At 61.2% G+C, this 18,411-nt stretch carries 16 protein-coding genes; 12 read left to right on the top strand and 4 right to left on the bottom strand.

The genetic code is table 11. The features are described 5' to 3' along the window. Positions 1-69: 69 nt before the first annotated feature. Entirely contained in the window at positions 70-744 is a 675-nt protein-coding gene (rpiA, locus tag AB7M22_RS25285) for a ribose-5-phosphate isomerase RpiA (RefSeq protein ID WP_008068012.1), read from the bottom strand. A gap of 260 nt (positions 745-1,004) precedes the next feature. On the opposite strand from rpiA, the gene ilvA reads away from it, so the two are divergent. Both ilvA and AB7M22_RS25275 read left to right on the top strand, forming a co-directional pair. Beyond that, positions 1,005-2,519, top strand: a complete 1,515-nt coding sequence (ilvA, locus tag AB7M22_RS25280) for a threonine ammonia-lyase, biosynthetic (protein WP_454188114.1) — start codon at positions 1,005-1,007, stop codon at positions 2,517-2,519. 39 nt (positions 2,520-2,558) lie between these two features. Continuing rightward, positions 2,559-2,987 carry a DUF2269 domain-containing protein gene (locus tag AB7M22_RS25275; RefSeq protein WP_008007339.1) on the top strand — a complete coding sequence of 143 codons (429 nt, stop codon included), beginning with the start codon at positions 2,559-2,561 and terminating at the stop codon, positions 2,985-2,987. Between the two features lie 121 nt (positions 2,988-3,108). Here AB7M22_RS25275 and AB7M22_RS25270 read toward each other — a convergent pair whose 3' ends face one another. Further along, positions 3,109-3,765: a histidinol-phosphatase gene (locus tag AB7M22_RS25270; protein WP_008007341.1), complete on the bottom strand. Its 657-nt coding sequence runs from the start codon at positions 3,763-3,765 to the stop codon at positions 3,109-3,111. Positions 3,766-3,908: 143 nt separating this feature from the next. Here AB7M22_RS25270 and AB7M22_RS25265 point away from each other — a divergent pair, with 143 nt between their 5' ends. Together AB7M22_RS25265 and ptsP are read left to right on the top strand one after the other, a co-directional pair. Beyond that, complete coding sequence (locus tag AB7M22_RS25265; RefSeq protein WP_007897732.1) at positions 3,909-4,388, top strand: RNA pyrophosphohydrolase; 480 nt, start codon at positions 3,909-3,911, stop codon at positions 4,386-4,388. Between the two features lie 22 nt (positions 4,389-4,410). Continuing rightward, on the top strand, positions 4,411-6,690 hold the full coding sequence (ptsP, locus tag AB7M22_RS25260; protein ID WP_454188113.1) for a phosphoenolpyruvate--protein phosphotransferase: 2,280 nt from the start codon (positions 4,411-4,413) through the stop codon (positions 6,688-6,690). A 130-nt stretch (positions 6,691-6,820) separates the two neighbouring features. Here the strand turns inward: ptsP and AB7M22_RS25255 are convergent, their stop codons facing one another. Then, entirely contained in the window at positions 6,821-7,567 is a 747-nt protein-coding gene (locus tag AB7M22_RS25255; RefSeq protein ID WP_454188112.1) for an NRDE family protein, read from the bottom strand. Between the two features lie 134 nt (positions 7,568-7,701). Between AB7M22_RS25255 and AB7M22_RS25250 the strand changes: the two genes are divergently transcribed. From AB7M22_RS25250 to AB7M22_RS25240, 3 genes are all read left to right on the top strand, one after another. Beyond that, positions 7,702-8,484, top strand: coding sequence for a sulfite exporter TauE/SafE family protein (locus AB7M22_RS25250; RefSeq protein WP_007897738.1), 783 nt, complete (start codon positions 7,702-7,704; stop codon positions 8,482-8,484). 82 nt (positions 8,485-8,566) lie between these two features. Further along, positions 8,567-9,373: a prolipoprotein diacylglyceryl transferase gene (gene lgt, locus AB7M22_RS25245; RefSeq protein WP_008007345.1), complete on the top strand. Its 807-nt coding sequence runs from the start codon at positions 8,567-8,569 to the stop codon at positions 9,371-9,373. 64 nt (positions 9,374-9,437) lie between these two features. Beyond that, a complete protein-coding gene (locus AB7M22_RS25240; protein ID WP_454188111.1) occupies positions 9,438-10,409 on the top strand; it encodes a thymidylate synthase in 972 nt (323 codons plus the stop codon). Positions 10,410-10,529: 120 nt separating this feature from the next. On the opposite strand, the gene cadR is transcribed toward AB7M22_RS25240, so the two are convergent. Further along, positions 10,530-10,979, bottom strand: coding sequence for a Cd(II)/Pb(II)-responsive transcriptional regulator (gene cadR / locus AB7M22_RS25235; RefSeq protein ID WP_007897786.1), 450 nt, complete (start codon positions 10,977-10,979; stop codon positions 10,530-10,532). An 84-nt stretch (positions 10,980-11,063) separates the two neighbouring features. Here cadR and AB7M22_RS25230 point away from each other — a divergent pair, with 84 nt between their 5' ends. The 5 genes from AB7M22_RS25230 (at position 11,064) to AB7M22_RS25210 (ending at position 18,311) form a co-directional block, all read left to right on the top strand. Then, a complete protein-coding gene (locus AB7M22_RS25230) occupies positions 11,064-13,343 on the top strand; it encodes a heavy metal translocating P-type ATPase (protein WP_454188110.1) in 2,280 nt (759 codons plus the stop codon). 16 nt (positions 13,344-13,359) lie between these two features. Continuing rightward, a complete protein-coding gene (locus tag AB7M22_RS25225) occupies positions 13,360-14,223 on the top strand; it encodes a LysR family transcriptional regulator (RefSeq protein WP_007897791.1) in 864 nt (287 codons plus the stop codon). 224 nt (positions 14,224-14,447) lie between these two features. Continuing rightward, positions 14,448-15,524 (top strand): putative 2-aminoethylphosphonate ABC transporter ATP-binding protein, encoded by a 1,077-nt coding sequence (locus AB7M22_RS25220; RefSeq protein WP_454188109.1) that lies wholly within the window; start codon positions 14,448-14,450, stop codon positions 15,522-15,524. Beyond that, a complete protein-coding gene (locus AB7M22_RS25215; RefSeq protein ID WP_454188108.1) occupies positions 15,524-17,248 on the top strand; it encodes a putative 2-aminoethylphosphonate ABC transporter permease subunit in 1,725 nt (574 codons plus the stop codon). Before AB7M22_RS25220 ends, AB7M22_RS25215 begins: the two co-directional genes overlap by 1 nt. Positions 17,249-17,285: 37 nt before the next feature. After that, entirely contained in the window at positions 17,286-18,311 is a 1,026-nt protein-coding gene (locus AB7M22_RS25210) for a putative 2-aminoethylphosphonate ABC transporter substrate-binding protein (RefSeq protein WP_123719723.1), read from the top strand. Positions 18,312-18,411: the final 100 nt, after the last annotated feature.

Genomic DNA, 18,411 nt, shown 5'->3' with positions numbered 1-18,411 from the left:
GACGGCCTCATCGCGGGCAAGCCCGCTCCCACAGGTATTTCATTTGCCCATGAATCCGGGCTATCTCGCTTACTCGGCGCGCAGGGTTTTCACGCCTTCACTCGTGCCCAGCAGCAGCAAATCAGCCGGGCGGGCTGCGAACAAACCGTTGGTGACCACGCCGACGATGGCATTGATCTGTGTTTCCAGCTCCACCGGGTTGGTGATCTGCATGTTGAACACGTCGAGGATGATGTTGCCGTTGTCGGTCAGCACGCCTTCACGGTAAACCGGGTCGCCGCCGAGCTTCACCAGTTGGCGGGCCACGTGGCTGCGGGCCATCGGGATCACTTCCACCGGCAGCGGGAACGCACCGAGCACCGGCACCAGTTTGCTGGCGTCGGCGATGCAGATGAAGGTCTTGGCCACGGCCGCCACAATCTTCTCGCGGGTCAGGGCCGCGCCGCCGCCCTTGATCAGGTTCAGGTGCGCGTCGCTTTCATCGGCGCCATCGACGTAGAACTCCAGGTCGCTGACGGTATTGAGCTCATACACCGGAATGCCGTGGCCTTTGAGGCGGGCGGCGGTGGCTTCGGAACTGGCGACCGCGCCATCGAACGCGCCTTTGTGCTTGGCCAGGGCATCGATGAAACAGTTGGCGGTGGAGCCGGTGCCGACCCCGACGATGCTCTTGTCGTCGAGTTTCGGAAGGATGAAGTCGACGGCGGCCTGGGCTACGGCCTGTTTGAGTTGATCCTGGGTCATGCGGGCTCCGAGGTGCCGAAAGGGGAACGAAAGGCCGGCATTATAGGCCTCGCGATGGGGAAGGTCATTGCCCGATTGGCGGGGCGTGATCGTTACCTGTAGGAGCGAGGCTTGCCCGCGAAGAGGTCGTCACATCCAGCATAAATATTGGCAGTAAGATCGCTTTCGCGGGCAAGACTCGCTCCTACAAGTGTGGTCGCCCGCCCAAAAGCCGGGTTAGACTCCTTGGCCCTGCCCAACCCGCTCAGTGATGCTTTCCGATGCTCGAACAGTACGTCAAAAAGATCCTCACCTCGCGCGTTTATGACGTTGCCGTGGAAACCCCATTGCAGACTGCCCGCCAGCTCTCCGAGCGGCTGGGCAACGATATCTGGCTCAAGCGTGAAGACTTGCAGCCGGTGTTCTCGTTCAAGATTCGCGGCGCCTACAACAAGTTGACGCAATTGAGCGATGAAGAGCGTGCTCGCGGCGTGGTCACCGCGTCGGCGGGCAACCATGCGCAAGGCCTGGCCCTGGCGGCCAAGGTACTGGGCGTGAAAGCGACCATCGTGATGCCCAAGACCACCCCGGAAATCAAGGTCGAAGGCGTGCGTTCACGCGGCGGCAAAGTGGTGCTGCACGGGGATTCGTTCCCGGAAGCCCTGGCCTACTCGCTGAAACTGGTCGACGAAAAAGGCTACGTCTACATCCACCCTTACGACGATCCCCACACCATTGCCGGGCAGGGCACGGTGGCCATGGAGATTTTGCGCCAGCACCCTGGCCGTCTGGACGCGATCTTCGTCCCGGTGGGCGGTGGCGGATTGATCGCCGGGATCGCGGCGTACGTGAAGTACCTGCGGCCTGAAATCAAAATCATCGGCGTCGAGCCGGACGACTCCAACTGTCTGCAAGCCGCCATGGCCGCTGGTGAACGCGTGATCCTGCCTACCGTGGGCCTCTTCGCCGACGGCGTCGCTGTGGCGCAGATCGGCCAGCACACGTTCGACATCTGCAAAGACTACGTAGACGAAGTCATCACTGTCAGCACTGACGAGATCTGTGCGGCAATCAAGGATATCTACGACGATACCCGCTCGATCACGGAGCCTGCTGGTGCCTTGGGCGTGGCCGGGATCAAGAAGTACGTCGAGCAACGCGGCATCACGGGGCATACCTTCGTCGCCATCGACTCGGGTGCCAACGTCAACTTCGACCGCTTGCGCCACGTGGCCGAGCGCGCCGAACTGGGCGAGGGTCGCGAAGCCATCATCGCCGTGACCATCCCCGAGAAACCGGGCAGTTTCAAGGCGTTCTGCGAAGCCATCGGCAAGCGCCAGATCACCGAATTCAACTACCGCTACAACACCGGCAGTGAAGCGCACATCTTTGTCGGCGTGCAGACTCATCCGGAAAACGACCCGCGCAGTGCGCTGCTCGCCAGTCTCACCGAGCAGGGTTTCCCGGTGCTAGACCTGACCGACAACGAACTGGCCAAGTTACACATCCGCCACATGGTCGGCGGGCGTGCTGTCCATGTGGTCGATGAAGTGGTGCTGCGCTTCGAGTTCCCGGAGCGTCCGGGTGCGTTGTTCAACTTCCTCAACAAGCTCGGCGGGCGCTGGAACATTTCGATGTTCCACTACCGCAACCACGGCGCGGCCGATGGCCGTGTGGTCGCGGGCCTGCAAGTGCCGCACGACGAGCGTCATCTGGTACCGGCCGCGCTGGAAGAAATCGGTTACCCGTATTGGGACGAAAGCGACAACCCGGCCTATCAGCTGTTTCTCGGCTGAGCGGCTACGCTGATCGGCAGGCCATAAGGAAATCGAACAATGGAAACGTTAACCGCCCTGAAAGTGGCGCACATGGTTGCAACGGTAGTGTTGCTGGTGTGCGCGCCGGGTTTGGCGATATGGGTCTGGCGCACACGCCGTAACGGCGACGCGACGGCTCATACTCGCACCTTGCAACGACCGCAGGTGTTCATCTGGCTATTGATGGGCCTGGCACTGCTGAGCATGCCGTTCACCGGTTGGTGGATGGTGCATCTGGTGGGCTGGCCGTTGGGGCAGACCTGGTTGCTGGCGTCCAGTGTGCTCTACACCGTGGCGGCGCTGGGCTGGTTCTGGCTGGTGGTGCGGCTGAATCGGCTGCGCAAGGCGCCCGCGGGGGGGAATGCGAAGTTTACGTTTGCGTTGGCGTTGTTCAGCTTTGTCTGCTTTATCGCCATTGCGGGGTTGATGGGGGCCAAGCCGGTTTAGGGCTTTTGACCGAGTCGACCCAATCGCGGGCAAGCCCGCTCCCACAAGGTTCTGCTGTGTGACATAGATAGCATTTACAGCAGAGATCCCTGTGGGAGCGGGCTTGCCCGCGATGGCGATCTCAATCGCGCAACGAAATCACCGGCCAGCCACGCTTCTCGGCCTCGGCCCGCAAATTAGGATCCGGATCAACAGCGATCGGATTCGCCACCTGTTCCAGCAACGACAAGTCATTCATCGAATCACTATAGAAATAGCTGTCTTCCAGATTATGGCCGGTTTCTTCCAGCCAACGATTCAACCGGGTCACCTTGCCTTCGCGGAAGCACGGGACATCAGTGCTGCGCCCGGTGTAACGGCCGTCGATCATTTCGCATTCGGTGGCGATCAGGGTTTCAACGCCCAGACGTGCTGCAATGGGCCCGGTCACAAAGCGGTTGGTGGCGGTGATGATCACCAGTTTGTCGCCGGCCTCGCGGTGCTTGGCCAGCAGTTCGATGCCTTTGGGCAGCACGATCGGTTCGATGCAGTCGCGCATGTAGTCCTGGTGCCATTGATCCAGCGTGGCCATTTCGGTGCGGCCGAGAACTTCGAGGCAGAAGTTCAGGTACGCGTCGTTATCCAGCTTGCCGGCCAGGTAATCCTGATAGAACTCGTCGTTGCGTGCCTTGTAGGCGACGGCGTCGAGGAAGCCGCGTTCGCACAGATAGTCGCCCCAGGCGTGGTCACTGTCACCGCCCAGAAGCGTGTTGTCCAAGTCGAATAAAGCCAGCCGCATTGCAGTTACTCGCTGAAAAGTCTGTAGAAAGGCGTCCAGAATACGGACTTTTCACAAGAGTGCACATAAGGTAGGTCGGCTCGTTGCTGCTTTCACAACCTTTGTGGAACAATGCGGCGACATGCGTTTGCGAGGTTGTTGCCGTGATCGACCCCGATGGTTTCCGCCCCAATGTCGGGATCATTCTGACGAATGATGCCGGCCAGGTGCTATGGGCTCGCCGTATCAATCAAGATGCCTGGCAGTTTCCACAGGGCGGGATCAACCCCCAGGAGACGCCGGAAGACGCCTTGTACCGCGAGTTGAACGAAGAAGTGGGCCTGGAGCGCGAAGATGTTGAAATACTCGCCTGCACCCGGGGCTGGTTGCGCTATCGTTTGCCGCAACGTCTGGTCAGGACGCACAGCCAACCGCTGTGCATCGGCCAGAAGCAGAAATGGTTTCTCCTGCGCCTGATCTCCAACGAGCAGCGGGTGCGGATGGATTTGACCGGTAAACCGGAATTCGATGGCTGGCGCTGGGTCAGCTATTGGTATCCGTTGGGCCAGGTGGTGACATTCAAGCGCGAGGTTTATCGCCGCGCTCTCAAAGAGCTTGCCCCGCGCCTTTTAGCGCGCGACTGACGACGGAGTTCGACCCCGAGCCATGCTCAATACGCTGCGCAAGATCGTCCAGGAAGTTAACTCCGCCAAGGATCTCAAGGCGGCGTTGGGGATTATTGTGTTGCGCGTCAAAGAGGCCATGGGCAGCCAGGTCTGCTCGGTCTACCTGCTTGACCCAGAGACCAACCGCTTCGTGTTGATGGCCACCGAGGGCTTGAACAAGCGCTCGATCGGCAAAGTCAGCATGGCACCCAACGAAGGTCTGGTCGGCCTGGTCGGCACGCGTGAAGAACCCCTGAACCTCGAAAACGCCGCGGATCACCCGCGCTACCGTTACTTCGCCGAGACCGGTGAGGAGCGCTACGCCTCGTTCCTCGGGGCGCCGATCATTCACCACCGTCGCGTTGTCGGCGTGTTGGTCATTCAGCAAAAAGAACGCCGCCAGTTCGATGAAGGTGAAGAAGCCTTCCTCGTGACCATGAGCGCGCAACTTGCCGGCGTTATCGCCCACGCCGAGGCCACCGGTTCGATCCGTGGCCTGGGCCGTCAGGGCAAAGGTATTCAGGAAGCAAAGTTCGTCGGTGTACCGGGTTCGCCGGGCGCGGCGGTCGGAACCGCGGTCGTCATGCTGCCGCCGGCCGATCTGGACGTGGTGCCGGACAAGACCATCACCGACATCAACGCGGAACTGGGCCTGTTCAAGACCGCCATCGAAGGCGTACGCGCCGACATGCGTGCCTTGTCCGCCAAGCTGGCGACCCAGCTGCGGCCTGAAGAACGGGCGTTGTTCGACGTTTACCTGATGATGCTCGACGATGCCTCGCTCGGCAGCGAAATCACCACGGTGATCAAGACCGGTCAGTGGGCTCAGGGCGCGTTGCGTCAAGTGGTCACCGAACACGTCAACCGATTCGAATTGATGGACGACGCCTACCTGCGTGAGCGCGCCTCGGACGTCAAAGACCTCGGTCGGCGCTTGCTGGCTTACCTGCAGGAAGAGCGGCAGCAGACGCTGGTCTACCCCGACAACACCATTCTGGTCAGCGAAGAACTGACGCCGGCGATGCTCGGCGAGGTGCCGGAAGGCAAGCTGGTGGGTCTGGTGTCGGTACTCGGTTCCGGCAACTCACACGTGGCGATCCTGGCGCGCGCCATGGGTATTCCGACGGTGATGGGCCTGGTCGACTTGCCGTATTCCAAGGTCGACGGCATCCAGATGATCGTCGACGGCTACCACGGTGAGGTCTATACCAACCCGAGTGACGTGCTGCGCAAGCAGTTCGCCGAGGTGGTCGAGGAAGAGAAACAACTGGCCCTCGGGCTGGATGCATTGCGGGACCTGCCGTGCGTGACGGTCGATGGCCACCGCATGCCGCTGTGGGTCAACACTGGCCTGCTGGCGGACGTGGCACGGGCGCAGAAGCGCGGTGCCGAGGGCGTGGGTCTGTACCGCACCGAAGTGCCGTTCATGATCAACCAGCGCTTCCCGAGCGAAAAAGAGCAGCTGGCAATCTATCGCGAGCAGCTCGCCGCGTTCCATCCGCAACCGGTGACCATGCGCAGCCTGGACATCGGCGGCGACAAGGCGTTGTCGTACTTTCCGATCAAGGAAGACAACCCGTTCCTCGGCTGGCGCGGCATTCGTGTGACCCTCGACCACCCGGAAATCTTCCTGGTGCAAACCCGCGCCATGCTCAAGGCCAGCGAAGGCCTGAACAACCTGCGCATTCTGCTGCCGATGATTTCCGGCACCCATGAACTGGAAGAAGCCCTGCACCTGATTCACCGGGCCTGGGGCGAAGTCCGCGACGAAGGCACCGACGTGCCGATGCCGCCGATTGGCGTAATGATCGAGATTCCGGCGGCGGTGTACCAGACCAAGGAATTGGCGCGACAAGTGGATTTCCTGTCGGTCGGTTCCAACGACCTGACCCAGTATCTGCTGGCCGTGGACCGCAACAACCCGCGGGTGGCCGATCTCTACGACTACCTGCACCCGGCAGTATTGCAAGCCTTGCAGAACGTGGTGCGCGACGCCCATGCCGAAGGCAAGCCAGTGAGTATCTGCGGCGAAATGGCCGGTGACCCGGCGGCGGCGGTGTTGTTGATGGCGATGGGCTTCGACAGCCTGTCGATGAACGCCACCAACCTGCCGAAAGTGAAGTGGATGCTGCGTCAGATCAACCTGAGCAAGGCCAAGGAATTGCTGGCTGAGCTGATGACCATCGACAACCCGCAAGTTATCCACAGCTCGCTGCAACTGGCGCTGAAGAACCTTGGGTTGGCGCGGATGATTAATCCGGCTTCGGTCAAAACCCTCTAAGAGGCTGATGGCCCCATCGCAGGCAAGCCAGCTCCCACAGGAATTTGGGTCGATTCACTGATTTGTGATCAACACCAAAACCTGTGGGAGCTGGCTTGCCTGCGATAGGGCCAGTCCAGGCAGCACAAAATCAAATCCTGATCTCTACTTCCCCCAAATGCCCCCCATACGGCCCGAAACTCCGTTCGACCATATGCCGCCCCCCATCCGCCTGAACGATCAACGCCGTGCTCGCCCGTGTCCCGTAAGTCGGGCTCTTGATAAACACGCTCGACAACAACGTCTCGGTGGCCTGCCCCACGCCAGTGTCCGGCAGTTCGGCAAGCGGCGCGGTCTGCGGGTCGCTCAGCAAGGCTAACAGCGCCTGCGGCTGCGGATCGCCCAATACTTCGCTCAATGCTGCCTTGGCCTTGAGCACTTTCGGCCACGGCGTATCAAGCCCCGCGTTCGATAACCCATAAATGCCCGGCTGGAGCATGACCGCCTCCGTCTCCCGGGCATTGAAGTGCCATAGCTCGTTGGCATTGCCAATCAACAGATTAAATCCGGCATATTCAGGCGAACGTCCGACAACGTCCTTTAAATAGTCGTCAATCGGCATGTCCCCGCTGAGAAACTGCGCCACCAGTTCGCCTCGCGACTTGCGCGCCGGCGGCTGAAGGGGATCACGGATGTTGGTCAGCGCGGCGAAGCGCCCGTTGGCGCCGACACCGAGCCACGTACCGCCAGCCTCAAGGTCGCGGCCGGCATACACGTGCGGAGCATGTGGCCATTGCGCCAGGGGCAGGCTGGGCCGGGCATAGAATTCGTCGCGGTTGGCCGCCACGATCAGCGGCTGGGCATGACCCGGCCGCCAGGCAAAAACAATCAGGCACATAAGGTGGTCCTTGTGTGTTTTTTGCTCACTCTACGCAGACATCGCTCATCGATCCATCGCCATCCACAGTGGAGCCCGAGGCCATGCTTCCGTTACCATGCCGCTCCTGATTCGGGATGCTTGGGGATGCGGCCATGGAATTTCTGCTCTATCTGGCGCTGGGCGCCTGTGCGGGCGTGTTGGCCGGGCTGTTCGGGGTAGGCGGCGGGATCATCATTGTCCCGGTGCTGGTGTTCAGTTTCACCTTGCAGGGATTTGATGCGTCGATCCTGACGCATCTGGCAGTCGGCACCTCCCTGGCGACGATCATCTTTACGTCGGTCAATGCGGTTCGCGAGCACCATCGCCGCGGCGCCGTGCGTTGGCCGATTTTTGCCTGGATGACCCTGGGTATTCTGATCGGTGCCGGTTTCGGCGCGCTGACTGCCGAAGCCATTTCCGGGCCGAATTTGCAGAAGATCATTGGTGTATTTGCGCTGATCATCGCCGTTCAACTCGCTTTGGACTTCAAACCCAAAGCCAGCCGAACGGTGCCGGGCAAAGTCGGTCTGACCGTCGCGGGCAGCGTCATTGGCTGGGCTTCGGCGATTTTCGGGATTGGCGGCGGCTCGTTGACCGTGCCGTTCCTGACCTGGCGCAGCGTACCAATGCAGCAGGCGGTGGCCACTTCGTCGGCCTGTGGCCTGCCAATCGCCTTGGCCAGTGCATTAAGTTTCATGATTTTGGGGTGGCACGATCCATTGTTGCCGGCCCATAGTCTCGGTTTTGTTTATTTGCCGGCGCTGCTGGGGATTGCCCTGACCAGCATGGTATTCGCCCGCCTTGGTGCGCGACTGGCCCACAGGCTGTCGCCGCGCTTGCTGAAAAGACTGTTTGCCGCTTTGCTGTTTTGCGTCGGCTTGAGCTTCTTGCTCTGACGCGTAGCGCAATCCTGGCTTAATCCTGGCGTGACAGCGTCGCCCGGGAATTTGAAGGTTTCAACTCTAACGAGGAGTCGCAATGCTGCCTTACCCGCAGATCGACCCGGTGGCCCTGGCCATCGGTCCGCTGAAAATCCACTGGTACGGCCTGATGTACCTGATCGGCATCGGCGGCGCGTGGTGGCTGGCATCACGCCGGCTGAACCGCTTCGACCCGACCTGGACCAAGGAGAAACTCTCCGACATGGTGTTCTGGATGTCGATGGGTGTCATCGTCGGTGGCCGCCTGGGTTATGTGCTGTTTTACGATCTGAACGCCTACCTGGCCAACCCGACCCTGATCTTCGAAGTGTGGAAGGGCGGCATGTCGTTCCACGGCGGGTTCATCGGCGTGATGTTGGCCGCGCTGTGGTTCGGTAAAAAGAACGACAAGTCGTTCTTCCAGCTGATGGACTTCGTCGCGCCGATGGTGCCGATCGGCCTGGGTGCCGGGCGCATCGGTAACTTCATCAACGCCGAGTTGTGGGGCAAGGCCACCGATGTGCCGTGGGCGATGGTCTTCCCGACCGATCCGGCGCAACTGGCCCGTCATCCGTCGCAGCTGTACCAGTTCGCGCTGGAAGGCGTGGCGTTGTTCGCCATCCTCTGGCTGTTCTCGCGCAAGCCGCGGCCGACCATGGCAGTGTCCGGGATGTTCGCGCTGTTCTATGGCATCTTCCGCTTCATCGTCGAATTCGTTCGCGTGCCGGACGCGCAACTGGGTTATCTGGCCTGGAACTGGCTGACCATGGGCCAGGTACTGTGCGTACCGATGATTGTCGGCGGATTGTTCCTGATCTGGCTGGCTTATCGACGCGCTCCGGCGGCCCCCGCAGCTGCGGTATAAGAAGCAGGCGCTATAAATTCGAACCCCGGGGCGACAGTCCCGGGTTCAAGGACACAGGTAATTCATGAAGCAATATCTCGAACTGGTCGCCCACGTCATCAAGAACGGCACCAAACAGGCCAACCGCACCGGCGTGAACACCATCAGCTTTCCGGGCGCGATGCTGCGCTTCGATCTGCGGGAAGGTTTCCCGGCGATCACCACTCGCAAGATGGCCTTCAAATCCGCCATCGGCGAAATGTGCGGATTTCTGCGCGGGGTGAACAACGCCGCCGAATTCCGGGCGCTGGGCTGCAAGGTCTGGGACCAGAACGCCAACGAAAACGCGCAGTGGCTGGCCAACCCGTTCCGTCAGGGCGAAGACGACCTCGGCGAGATCTACGGCGTGCAATGGCGCAAATGGCCGGCGTACAAACAGATCCCGGTCAGCAACCAGGCCGCCATCGAGCAGACCCTGAGTCAGGGCTACCGCCAAATCGCCGAGGGCGAAGAAGATGGCCAGGCTTATGTGGTGTTGTACAAGGCGATCGACCAGATCCGCCAGTGCGTCGACACCATCATCAAGGACCCGGGCAGCCGTCGCATTCTGTTCCACGGCTGGAACGTCGCCCAGCTCGACGAAATGGCCTTGCCGCCGTGCCACTTGCTGTACCAGTTCCACCCGAATGTCGAGACCAGGGAAATCTCCCTGACCCTCTACATCCGCTCCAACGACCTGGGCCTGGGCACGCCGTTCAACCTCACCGAAGGCGCCGCGCTGCTGAGCCTGATCGGTCGCCTGACCGGTTACACACCGCGTTGGTTCACCTATTTCATCGGCGACGCCCACGTCTACGAAAATCACCTGGACATGCTCAACGAACAGCTCAAGCGCGAGCCGTTCGCCATGCCGAAGCTGAAGATATCCGACCGCGTGCCGGAGTTTGCCAAGACCGGTGTTTATCAGCCGGAGTGGCTGGAGTTGATCGAGCCGAGCGATTTCTCGCTGGAAGGCTATGAGCACCACGCGCCGATGACCGCGCCGATGGCGGTCTGATTCAGGCACCGCTTCGCGGTGTTCGCGGGCAAGCCTCGCTCCTACAGATGATGCGTCGTGTCCATTTCCGGGCGACCAACACAAATCCTGTAGGAGCGAGGCTTGCCCGCGAAGGCGTCCTCAATGGCCGTGACTTCTCCCGACATGTGAATGCTCAACCTCCGTCGCCACAACCCCGCCGCTCACTTCCAGCCGCTGCAAAATCCCGCACTGATCGATATCCGGCCCTTCGCTGCAGCGTTGGCGCAGGTCGAGCAGTTGTGTCTGCAAGGCCAGCAAACCATCGATCCGCGCCTTCACATGGTGAATGTGTTCGTCGATCAACGCGTTGACGTTTTCGCATTGATCCTGCGGACTGTCGCGCAGGGCCAGCAGGCTGCGGATTTCCTCGAGGGTCATGTCCAGAGTGCGGCAGTTACGGATGAAGGTCAGGCGCTCGGCGTGGGCCTGGGTGTAGACGCGGTAATTGCCGTCGCTGCGGGCCGGCTCCGGCAGCAGGTTTTCGCGCTCGTAGTAGCGGATGGTTTCCACGGCGCAGTCGGTGAGTTTCGCCAGTTCTCCGATTTTCATCGCGACAATCTCCAAAAGGGTGCTTGACCCTATAGTGGCTACAGGGTCTTTACTTGGCAACAGGCACCTTCATGGACGCGACCAATGAGCGATTCTCTTCACACCCATAAACCCGAGGCCGGGCATGATCACAGCCCCAAGCTGCAGCCTGTGCACAAGCATGACCACGCAAGCCATGACCATGGCGGCCACGGGGATTCCTGCTGTTCCTCCAAAGCAGCAGCGCCGTCGCTGATCAAGTTGAGCGAAACGCCGACCGCCGGTGCGCGGCTGAGCAGTTTCCGCATCGAGGCCATGGACTGCCCGACCGAGCAGACGCTGATCCAGAACAAACTCGGGAAGCTTTCGGGTGTGCAGCAACTGGAATTCAACCTGATCAATCGGGTGTTGGGCGTGACCCATGACCTGCCAGGCACCGCGCCGATCATCGATGCGATCAAGTCGCTCGGCATGCACGCCGAGCCGCTGGAGCCGGGCGTCGAAGCGCCAACCCCGGCGCCTGAGAAAAAGCCTTGGTGGCCATTGGCATTGTCCGGCGTTGGCGCGCTGGCAGCTGAAGTTATCCATTTCACCAACGCGGCGCCGAATTGGGTGGTGGCGGTTATCGCGCTGATCTCGATCCTCAGCGGTGGCCTCAGCACCTACAAGAAGGGCTGGATCGCCCTGAAAAACCTCAACCTGAACATCAACGCGCTGATGAGCATCGCGGTGACCGGCGCGATTCTGATCGGCCAATGGCCGGAAGCGGCGATGGTGATGTTCCTGTTCACCGTGGCCGAGTTGATCGAAGCCAGGTCCCTGGACCGGGCGCGCAACGCCATCGGCGGGCTGATGCAGATGACCCCCGAGCAAGCCACGGTGCAGCAGGCCGACGGCAGTTGGGTCGCACAACCGGTTAAAAACATCGAACTGGGTGCGCGGGTGCGGGTGCGTCCGGGCGAACGGATCGGTCTGGACGGCGAAGTGCTGTCCGGCAGCTCGACCATCGATCAGGCGCCGATCACCGGTGAAAGCCTCCCGGTGGAAAAAACCATCGGCGACAAAGTGTTCGCCGGCACCATCAACCAGTCCGGTTCGCTGGAATACACGGTAACCGCCGCGGCGAACAATTCGACCCTGGCGCGGATTATCCACGCTGTGGAACAGGCTCAGGGGGCACGCGCTCCGACCCAGCGTTTCGTCGACAGTTTCTCGAAAATCTACACCCCGGCGGTGTTCATCCTGGCCCTGGCCGTGGCGGTGATCCCGCCGCTGTTCATGGATGCGCTGTGGTTCGACTGGATCTACCGGGCGCTGGTGCTGCTGGTGGTCGCCTGCCCGTGTGCATTGGTGATTTCCACCCCGGTGACCATCGTTAGCGGTCTCGCGGCAGCGGCGCGCAAAGGGATTCTGGTCAAGGGCGGCGTTTATCTGGAGCACGGCCACAAACTCGATTACCTGGCCCTCGACAAGACCGGCACCCTCACTCACGGCAAACCGGTGCAGACCGACTATTTGTCCCTCGACCCCATCGCGGATGAAATTGCCCCGGCCATTGCGGCGGCCCTGGCCGGTCGTTCGGATCACCCGGTGTCGCTGGCCATCGCCAATGCGGCTGCAGTTGTGGATAACCGGCGCGCCCCCGCTGTGGATAACTTCGAAGCCCTGGCGGGTCGTGGTGTGCGCGGCGAGATCAACGGTGAGCTCTACCACTTGGGCAACCATCGCCTGGTGGAAGAGTTGGGCCTGTGTTCGCCAGCGCTGGAAGAGAAACTGTTTGCTCTGGAGAAACAGGGCAAGTCGGTGGTGCTGTTGCTCGATAAATCCGGTCCACTGGCATTGTTTGCCGTGGCAGACACCGTGAAAGCGTCCAGTCGCGAAGCAATCCAGCAGTTGCACGAGTTGGGCATCAAAACCCTGATGCTGACCGGCGACAACGTTCATACCGCTCAGGCCATCGCCGCCCAGGTGGGCATCGATCAGGCGCAGGGCGATCTGTTGCCGACCGATAAACTGCAAGCCATTGAAAGGCTGTATGCCCAAGGTCATCGGGTCGGGATGGTCGGCGACGGCATCAACGACGCACCGGCACTGGCGCGGGCCGAGATCGGTTTCGCCATGGCGGCGGCCGGTACCGACACCGCCATTGAAACTGCCGATGTCGCCCTGATGGACGACGATCTGCGCAAGATTCCGGCTTTCATCCGCCTGTCGCGGCAGACCTCGAATATCCTCAAACAGAACATTGCCCTGGCATTGGTCATCAAGGCGATCTTTCTTGGGGTAACCTTCGCCGGGATCGCCACCATGTGGATGGCGGTGTTCGCCGACATGGGCGTGAGCCTGTTGGTGGTGTTCAACGGTTTGCGCCTGTTGCGCAAATAGACGACGAGGGAAGGGTGTGCTGAGTGCCGAGCTGAAGGCGTTTTACATGGTTGCCCGGTTGGGCAGCATTACCCTGGCGGCGAAAAAGCTCGGCCTGAGCCAACCGACGGTGACGACCCAGATTCGCCATCTGGAAAGCCAATACTCGGTTGAGCTGTTCTACCGTGGCGGTCGCCGCCTCAGCGTCAGCGACGAAGGCGCGCGGTTGTTACCGATGGTCAAGGCGCTGTTGCAGCAGGAAGCCGACATCGAGTTCTTCCTGCGTAACAGCGGTCAGGTCCAGGGCACGTTGCGCATCGCTGCCACGGCGCCGTATTACATCCTCGACCTGGTGAAGACCTTTCGCGAGCGCTTGCCGCAGGTGGAGGTGTCGGTGGAAATCGGTAACTCCCAACAGGTGCTCGAGGCGCTGGAGGACTACCGGGTCGATGTCGCTGCGTCCTCGCAGTTGCTGGACGATGCGCGATTGATCCGCCGCGTGCTCGGCAGCGATCCACTGGTGCTGGCGGTGCATCGCAATCATCCGCTGGCGGTGCATGATCATGTGCCGCTCAGTGCGTTGGCCGGGCATACCTTGTTGATGCGCGAATCGGGCTCGACCACTCGGCGTTTGACCGAAGAGTTGCTGGCCGGCGCCGGGGTGAGTTTCGGGCCGCTACTGGAGATTGGCAGCCGGGAGTCGATCCGAGAGGCGGTGCTGCGCAACATTGGTATCAGCATCATTGCCCGGCAGGAAGTGCCTCACGATCCGCAATTGCGGGTGCTGACCATCGAGAATGCGCCGCAGATTCCCGAGTATCTGTACTGCCTCAAGGAGAGAAAAGGTGCGCGGCTGCCGGCGGCGTTTCTCGGGTTGGCGCAGGAAATGGCCCCGGCCTGAGGCGTGTGGCGATGCTTATGGCCTCTTCGCGGGCAAGCCTCGCTCCTACAGGTTGATCGTATGCCCCTGTAGGAGCGAGGCTTGCCCGCGAAGACGTCCGTCGGTACGCCGCCGCATCCAACCCAAATCCCCGAATACCACTATCGGCCGTTTTTGCCTCATTGCCACATGACGGACGCATTGCAAACCTAGGATGGCCCTCATCTGCTTGATGAGGCCTGTCCATGAACCACTCGACTGCAACTGCCCTGACCAACCCCGGCGCGCCGATGAAAGTGCGCGGCGTGCAGAAACGCTTCGGCGCGTTCACTGCGTTGGATAACGTTTCCCTCGACGTGGCGGCCGGTGAGCTGGTGTGCCTCTTGGGGCCTTCGGGCTGTGGCAAAACCACCTTGCTGCGCTGCATTGCGGGTCTTGAGAAACAAGACAGTGGCGAGTTGTACCTCGGCGATCGCGACGTTTCCCACCTGGCACCTCAAGCCCGGGACTACGGCATTCTCTTCCAGTCCTACGCACTGTTCCCCAATCTCAGCGTCGAGGCGAATATCGCCTACGGCCTCACCGGTAGCAGTCGCGATGAAGTGCGCCAGCGCGTCGGTCAGATGCTGGAACTGGTTGGCCTGATCGGCAGTGAGAAAAAATACCCCGGCCAATTGTCCGGCGGTCAGCAGCAGCGAGTCGCACTGGCTCGGGCCCTGGCGCCGGCCCCTTCATTGTTGCTGCTGGACGAACCGATGTCGGCGCTTGACGCCCGCGTCCGCGAGCATCTGTGCACCGAACTGCGCCAATTGCAGCGCAACCTCGGCGTCACCACCCTGATGGTTACCCACAATCAGGATGAAGCCATGCTGATGGCCGACCGCATCGCCGTGATGCACAACGGCAAGGTCGAGCAGTACGCCACGCCACAGGAAATCTACGACCGTCCGGCCACACCGTTTGTGGCGGAGTTCGTCGGTCAGGGCAACTGGTTGCCGTTTCGCCGTAGCAGCGACAGTCATGCCCAGGTCGGCGGGATGAACATGCGCCTGGCCGAAGGCAGCGCTAAAACTGCCTCGGGTCGTTTGTTCTGCCGCCCCGAGGCCATCAACGTCAACCCGCCGGTGCATGAAGAAAACCTGTTCCCGGCCAAGGTTCGCGAGATCACTTTTCTCGGCAACCGCTGTCGCATGAGCTTCGAACTCGATCAGCTGCCGGGCCATGCGCTACTGGCGGAACTGGCGCCGGAAGCCATGCCGCGTCTTGGCGCGCAACAGATCATGGTCGCCTTGCCGCCGCGCAGCCTGCAGGTGTTTGCCTGATGAGCGCGAACGTCGCGCTGCCGATACCGCACAAGCAGGTCCGGCAGACCTCCCGTGCCGAAATCGGCGACCGGTTGTTTGTGGTCGGCGGCAAGGTCGTGCTGCTGGTGTTGCTTGGCGTCGCTGTGTTGATGCCGTTGCTGGCGATCTTCTGGCGCGGTTTCAGCTCTGAAGCCGGGCAGGGCGGTGGACTGATCGCCGCTCGCGAACTGCTGACCAGCGCCAATTTCCACTGGTTACTGGGCAACAGCCTGAAAGTGTCTGTCAGCGTCGCGGCCATTGTCGTACCGCTGGCTTATCTGTTTGCCTACGCGCTGCAACGTACGTTGATTCCCGGTAAAGGCATCTGGCGCGGCATGTCGCTGCTGCCGCTGATGGCGCCGTCGATGCTGCCGGGGATTGCGCTGGTTTATCTGTTCGGCAACCAGGGCATGTTGCGCGGTTTGCTCTCGGACAATATCTACGGCTTCTGGGGCATTGTTCTGGGCGAGGTCATCTACACCTTCCCACATGCCTTGATGATTTTGCTGTCAGCGTTGTCCCTGGCGGACGCGCGACTCTTCGATGCCGCCTCCAGCATGGGCGCCAGTCCGGCGAAAGCCTTTCGCAGCATCACCTGGCCGGCGACCCGTCAGGCGGTGTTCGCAGCGTTCTGCCTCGTCTTCACCTTGACCATCACCGACTTCGGCGTGCCCGTGGTGGTCGGGGGCGACTATCAAGTGCTGGCACTGGAAGCCTACAAAGCCGTGGTCGGCCAGCAACAATTCGGTCGCGGCGCGCTGATCGGCATGGTCCTACTGCTGCCGGCGCTGTTCAGTTTCGGCGTCGACGCCTGGCTGCGTCGGCGTCATGGCGATTCCATGAGCGGGCGGGCGCAAGTCTTTCAACCGACGCCATCGAAGCTGCGCGACGGTTGTTATCTGGCCATCGTGCTGTTGATCTGCGCGGTGTTGCTGCTGGTGTTCGGCATGGCAGTGTTCTCATCGCTGGTGAAGTTCTGGCCGTACAACCTGTCGCTGTCGCTCAACCATTACCAGTTCAACGACACGGCGGGCGGCGGTTGGCTGGCCTACGGCAACAGCGTGAAGATGGCGTTGTGTACGGCGTTGATCGGCAGTGTGCTGATCTTCACCGGTGCGTACCTGATGGAAAAAACCAAGGGTCAGCAGGGACTGAATCTGACCCTGCGCATGCTTAGTTTCGTGCCGATGGCGGTGCCAGGTCTGGTGCTGGGTCTGGGTTACGTCTTCTTCTTCAACCTCAGCGGCAACCCGCTGCATGTGCTCTACGGGACCATGACCCTGCTGGTGGTCTGCACCATTGCTCACTATTTGACCACCGCACAAATGACTGCCACCACCGCGTTGCGCCAACTCGATGCCGAGTTCGAAGCCGCCGCGCTGTCGCTCAAGGCGCCGTTGTATCGGCACTACCTGCGGGTCACCGTGCCGATCTGCCTGCCGGCGCTGCTGGATATCGTGCGCTACCTGTTCGTCTCGGCCATGACCACCGTCTCGGCGGCGATCTTCCTCTACAGCCCCGACACCATCCTCGCGGCGGTGGCGGTGCTGAACATGGACGACGCCGGCAACGTCGGCGGCGCGGCGGCGATGTCGACCCTGATTCTGTTCACCTCGGCGGGCGTGTCCCTGCTGTTGGCCTGGGCCTCGCGCGGTTTGTTGCGCCGCTCCCAGGCCTGGCGGCAGACCGCGCCCGGTCACTGATTTGCCCCCCACACCTCAACTCAAACAGGAAAAGATCATGTTCAAGCCCCTGGCCCTGGCCGCTGCTGTCCTCACCGCTTTCAGCCTGAACGCCTTTGCGGCGAAAACCGAGTTGACGGTGTACACCGCCCTCGAAGCCGAACAACTGAAGACCTACAAAGAGGCCTTTGAAAAGGCCAACCCGGACGTCGAGATCAAGTGGGTGCGCGATTCCACCGGCATCATCACTGCCAAACTCCTGGCCGAAAAAGCCCGTCCGCAAGCTGACGCGGTATGGGGTCTGGCGGCGTCGAGCCTGGCGATCCTCGACCAGCAAGGCATGCTGCAAAGCTATGCACCGAAGGATCTGGGCAAGATCGGTGGCAACTACCGCGACGCTGCCAACCCGCCAGCCTGGGTCGGCATGGACGTCTGGGCGGCGACCATTTGCTTCAACACCGTCGAAGCCGAAAAGCAGGGTTTGAGCAAACCCGTGAGCTGGCAGGACCTGACCAAGCCTGAATACAAAGGCAAGATCGTCATGCCCAACCCGGCCTCGTCCGGCACCGGTTTCCTCGACGTCAGCGCCTGGCTGCAAACCTTCGGCGAGAAGCAGGGCTGGCAGTACATGGACGATCTGCACCAGAACATCGGCCAGTACGTTCACTCCGGTTCCAAGCCATGCAAACTCGCTGCCGCCGGCGAATTCCCGATCGGCATTTCCTTTGAATACCCGGCCGTTCAGCTGAAACGCCAGGGCGCGCCGCTGGACATCATCCTGCCGAAAGAAGGCCTGGGCTGGGAGATCGAAGCGACTGCCGTGATCAAAGGCACACCGCACGAAGACGCGGCGAAGAAGCTGGCTGACTTCTCTGCAAGCCCGGCGGCGATGGAGCTTTATAAAGAGAACTTCGCGGTGCTCGCGCAACCGGGTATCGCCAAGCCGCAGACCGAACTGCCGGCGGATTATGAGCAGCGCCTGATCAAGAACGACTTTGCCTGGGCCTCGAAGAATCGCGACGAGATCCTCACCGAATGGCGCAAGCGTTATGACGGCAAGTCCGAGAAAGTGGCTGCCAAGTAAGTTCTTTATTGGCTGACAGGGCCTCTTCGCGGGCAAGCCTCGCTCCTACAGGTTGATCGCATTCCCCTGTAGGAGCGAGGCTTGCCCGCGAAGGCGGCCT

It is taken from the genome of Pseudomonas sp. ADAK2 TE3594 (genome assembly GCF_053628675.1).
Note: the sequence above shows the minus strand (reverse complement) of the source record. Positions and strands in the feature narration are given on the sequence as shown.